Genomic DNA, 4,916 nt, shown 5'->3' with positions numbered 1-4,916 from the left:
GAGGACGGGTGGCGGCTGGTCGTCGAGGCCGCCGACGCACTGCGCCGCTGCGGCGACGACGGCACGGCCGTGGACCTGCTGCGCCGCGAGCTCGTCGGCGGGCCCCCCGGCGCGGTCGACGAGCCCGCGGGCGGGGTCCCGCTGACCGGCCGGCTGCTCCTGCTCGACCGGCTGCAGGCGTGCCTGTTCGCACGCGGCGACGCGCCCGCGGCGTTCGCCGTCCTCGACGAGGCGGCCGCGCTGGCCCGCGCCGCCCCGGGGACTCCCGAGGCGGCGCGCGTCGCGGCCGCGGACGGGTCCCGGCTGATGGTGCTCGGCCGCTTCGCCGACGGCGCCCGCCGCAGCGCCGAGGCCGTCGCGGCGGCACGGGCCGCGGGGGACGACGAGGTGCGTGCCTACGCGCTGACCACCCAGGGCGTGTGCACCGCAGCCGCCGGTGACGTGCGTGCCGGGTTGGGTCTGCTCGAGGACGCCGACGCGGCTGCGGCCGGGGCGGGCGTCGCGGTGCAGGCGCGCGTCGCCGTCAACCGCTGCTACGTGCTGGCCAACGTCACCGACCACGCGTCCTGCGTCCTGGTCGGCCGGGAGGCCCTGGCCAGGCTCGCCGTCCGCGGCCTGGCCGGGACGCTGGGGGCGCCGCTGCACGTCAACGTCGCCGCGTCGTCCCTCGCGCTCGCGCGCTGGCCGGAGGTCCTCGCCGCCGCGGAGGCGGCACGGGGGGCCGGCGCGCCGCCGACGACCTCGGCGTTCCTCTCCGCGCTGGTGGCCCGGGTGCACGCGCTGCGCGGTGAGCCCGGGCCGGCGGACGAGGCGCTGCGCGCGGCCGAGGAGAGCGGGCCACGGGGCCAGCCCGCCTTCGACGCGGAGCTGGTCCTGGCGCGCGCGGTCGTGCACGCGGCGGCGGGGCGGCCGGCCGAGACCGTCACGGTCGCCGTCAGCGCGGTCCCGCGGACCACCGGCGTCGACGGCCTGCGCCTGTGCGCCACCGGCCTCGCCGCCCTGGCGGACCTGCCCGCGACGCGGGACAGGCTCCGCCGGCCCGACGACCCCGCCGCCGCGCGGGCCGTTCTGCTCGCCGCGGCGACCCGCCGGGCCGGGGACTGGTCGGACCACGCCCCCGAGGCGGTCCTGCTGCGCCGGTGGTGCGAGGCCGAGGCGCGCCGCGCGCACGGTGGGGCGTCGCGGCTGGACCCCGACGACTGGCAGGCGCTCGCCGACGGCTGGGCGGGCACCGGGCACCGCCACGACGAGGCCTACGCGCTGGTCCGGACGGCGCAGGCCCACGTCGAGGCCGGGCGGCCGGGTGCGGCGACCGCTCCGCTCGGCCGGGCCCACGAGGTCGCCGCCGAGCTGGGCGCGGAGCCCCTGCTGCGCGTCGTCAGGACGGTCGCCCGGCGGGGCACCCTGCCGCTCGGCGCGGGCTCCGAGCCCGCCCGCCGTCGTCCGCGCGACGCGACCGCGATGCTGACCGGCCGGGAGCGGGAGGTCCTCGCCCTGGTCGCGGAGGGGTGCACGAACCGGCAGATCGCCCGCCGGCTCGTCATCAGCGACAAGACCGCCGAGGCACACGTCTCGCACGTCCTCGCGAAGCTGGGCGCCCGCAACCGGGTGGAGGCGGCCCGCGCGGCGCACCTGCTCACCCCGTCACCCGGCGCCGACGACGGGGCGTGACCCGGTCGGGGCGCCCGTGCGCCGCCGGGACCGCGCCCCGACCGAGGGTTTCCCCGTAGTCCGCCAGGGTTCGACCCGCCCCTCCTGGTCGTGTTCCCCACCCCGGGGGGCACGCACCGGACGGAGTCCGGACGACACAGGAGGTAACCACCATGCGCGCACTACGGACCGCCACGCTCCTCGCAGGAGCCGGCAGCCTCGTCGCGGGCACGGCGCTGCTCGGCGCCGCCCCCGCGTCGGCGTCGAACATCTGCACGATCGAGGTCCTCAGCGTCACGTCCAGGGACCTGCAGGACGGCGACGGGCAGGACGAGATCCTGCTCGAGCTGGGAGACGACCAGTACGGCGTCTTCACCTTCACCAACAACTGGACGCGCAACGCGTCCCTCGGCCGCCCCCGCGAGAACTTCACGGGCACCGTGCCCTACGGCCTGCGGGAGCGCGACTGGCCGACGTCCCGGGAGATCGACTCCTCGGCCGCCGGCTGCTGGGCGCACACGGCCACCGTGGAGCTCGAGGGCGCCGGGGCGCTGTACGAGCTGCGCTACCAGGTCTGGGAGTGACCGCTCCGCGACCTGACCGGGTCGTGCCGGGTCCCACGAGGACCCGGCACGACCCGGGCCCACCACCGACCACGTCGCCCGCCCGGACCACTGCCCGACACCAGCTCCTGACAGCACCACCACGACCCGACCACCGACTCCCGAGGAGCCACCATGTGCCCGTCACCCGCCCACCCGACCAGCGGTCCCGCCGACCCCGGTGACCTCGACCAGCCCCAGCTGCGGCACGTCGTCCGCCTGGACGACATCGAGCTGCTGCTGCCGTGGGGCACCGACCACGAGGCCGTCGCGCAGCGCGTCGCGGCCGCCGTCCGCGACGGCACGGTGCTGCGGCTCAGCGTCGAGGACCCCGTGACGCGCCGTACCGTCGACGCGCTCGTCAACCCCTCGCGGGCGCGGGCCACGTGGGTCGCGCCGCGCGCGGTGCTCGGCCCACCCCACATCGGCACCCCGGGTCACCGCTGACGACACCACCGCGTCGCCCCGCCGAGCCGCGGGCGGCGTCCGTCCGCCCTGCCGGTCACGCGGGCGTCACGCCCGGTGACGTGCGCGTGACCGGCAGGTGACGTGCGTCCCGGTGCAGGCGTGTCGCGTAGGGGCCGTCAGCGCCCGGGCGTAGCGTCGAGCGCGTCGGGTGGTCCGGTGCCACCCGGCCGGGAGGCCGCCGATGGAGCGACAGGCCGTGGTGACGGGGAGACCGTCGCCGCGATCGCTGCTCCGGGGAGGGGGCCGGACCCGTCCGCAGCCCCTGCGGGCGGTGTCCGCGACCACCTCACCCGCGAGCGACCGGGCGGCCGCGCCCGGGGTCGGGAGCACCTGTGGCACGTACGGCAGAGCACACCGCTGAGCAGCGCACCTTCGTCCTGGACACCTCCGTCCTGCTGTCGGACCCGCGCGCGGTCCTGCGCTTCGACGAGCACGAGGTCGTGCTGCCCGTCGTCGTGGTCACCGAGCTGGAGGCCAAGCGCCACCACAGCGAGCTGGGCTACTTCGCGCGCGAGGCGCTGCGGCTGCTGGACGACCTGCGGATCGAGCACGGGCGCCTGGACGCGCCCCTGCCGCTGCGGGACGGCGGGACCGTCCGGGTCGAGCTGAACCACACCGACCCGTCCTCGCTGCCCGCGGGCTTCCGGCTGGGGGACAACGACACCCGCATCCTCGCGGTGGCCAAGAACCTGGCCGCGGAGGGTCGGCGGGTGACGGTCGTGTCCAAGGACCTGCCGATGCGGGTCAAGGCGTCGGCCGTCGGCCTGGACGCCGAGGAGTACCGCGCCGAGCTGGCGGTCGACTCCGGGTGGACGGGCATGGAGGAGCTGGACGTCTCCGCCGAGCAGATGGCCGAGCTCTACGACCGCGAGCACCTCGACCTGGACGCCGCCCGCGACCTGCCGTGCCACACCGGGCTGGTGCTGCTGTCGCCCCGCGGGTCGGCGCTGGGGCGCGTCGGGCCGGACAAGCAGGTGCGGCTCGTCCGCGGCGACCGCGACGTCTTCGGCGTCCACGGTCGCAGCGCCGAGCAGCGCGTCGCGGTGGACCTGCTCCTCGACCCGGACGTCGGCATCGTGTCCCTCGGCGGCCGGGCGGGCACCGGCAAGTCGGCGCTCGCCCTGTGTGCGGGCCTGGAGGCGGTGCTCGAGCGGCGGCAGCACCGCAAGGTCGTCGTGTTCCGCCCGCTGTACGCGGTGGGGGGCCAGGACCTCGGCTACCTGCCCGGTGACGCCTCCGAGAAGATGAACCCCTGGGCCCAGGCGGTCTTCGACACCCTCGGCGCGATGGTCAGCCAGGAGGTCGTCGAGGAGGTCATGGACCGCGGCATGCTCGAGGTGCTGCCGCTGACCCACATCCGCGGCCGCAGCCTGCACGACGCCTTCGTCGTGGTGGACGAGGCCCAGTCGCTGGAGCGCAACGTGCTGCTCACGGTGCTGAGCCGCATCGGCCAGAACAGCCGGGTCGTCCTGACCCACGACGTGGCGCAGCGGGACAACCTGCGGGTGGGCCGGCACGACGGCGTGGCCGCCGTCATCGAGGCGCTCAAGGGGCACCCGCTGTTCGCGCACGTGACGCTGACCCGGTCCGAGCGGTCGCCGGTGGCCGCGCTGGTCACCGAGATGCTGGAGGGCCTGGACGTCTGAGCGCCTCCCGCCGACGGACGCCTCGGACCGGGCGGGACCGAGGCGTCCGTCACGTCCCGGCCTCCGGAAGGTCACGGATTGGACACGGCGGCGTGGTTCCGCGCATGGTGGAGCACGCAAGCACCCCGTGCGCACCGTCAGCCCGGGGGTCCGGACGGCGCCTGAGGCACCCGCAGGGTGCCCGGGACGTCCGGGACGGTGCGCTGCACCGCCTGAGCCTGCCCCAGCGGCCGAGAGCCCGTGGCGGTGACCGGTCGCGACGACGTCGAGGTCGTCGCCGGCTGCTGACGGGGTGGACGAGAGCGCCGCGACCGGCGCCCCCGACGAGAGGCACCAGCCACCCCGTGATCCGAGAGCTCCTGCGGCGACCCGTCGTCGCCGCCACCGCCGTCGCCGCCGCCCTCGCCGTGGGCGGGGCGGGGTTCGGCGTCGCCACCCAGGCGGCCGGCCCCGAGCCCGTCCCCGCGCTGTCCGCGCAGGCGCAGTCGCGGGTCGACGCCCACGACGCCGCCCGCGAGCTGGACGCCCAGCACGCCCGCGGCGCCGCCCG

General features: G+C 77.2%; 4 protein-coding genes and 1 pseudogene. All 5 read left to right on the top strand.

The features are described 5' to 3' along the window. Positions 1–1,671, top strand: a 1,671-nt coding sequence (locus ACYVQV_RS18880; RefSeq protein WP_461024862.1) for a LuxR C-terminal-related transcriptional regulator, incomplete at its 5' end; no start/stop codon positions are given. Between the two features lie 152 nt (positions 1,672–1,823). Continuing rightward, positions 1,824–2,234: a hypothetical protein gene (locus ACYVQV_RS18875; protein ID WP_461024861.1), complete on the top strand. Its 411-nt coding sequence runs from the start codon at positions 1,824–1,826 to the stop codon at positions 2,232–2,234. Positions 2,235–2,387: 153 nt separating this feature from the next. Continuing rightward, positions 2,388–2,699, top strand: coding sequence for a hypothetical protein (locus ACYVQV_RS18870; RefSeq protein WP_461024860.1), 312 nt, complete (start codon positions 2,388–2,390; stop codon positions 2,697–2,699). A gap of 353 nt (positions 2,700–3,052) precedes the next feature. After that, positions 3,053–4,366 carry a PhoH family protein gene (locus ACYVQV_RS18865; protein ID WP_461024859.1) on the top strand — a complete coding sequence of 438 codons (1,314 nt, stop codon included), beginning with the start codon at positions 3,053–3,055 and terminating at the stop codon, positions 4,364–4,366. Between the two features lie 344 nt (positions 4,367–4,710). Beyond that, positions 4,711–4,916 (top strand): annotated as a pseudogene (locus tag ACYVQV_RS18860) (hypothetical protein); the annotation flags it as partial.

The sequence above is a fragment of the Thalassiella azotivora genome, assembly GCF_054781695.1.
Note: the sequence above shows the minus strand (reverse complement) of the source record. Positions and strands in the feature narration are given on the sequence as shown.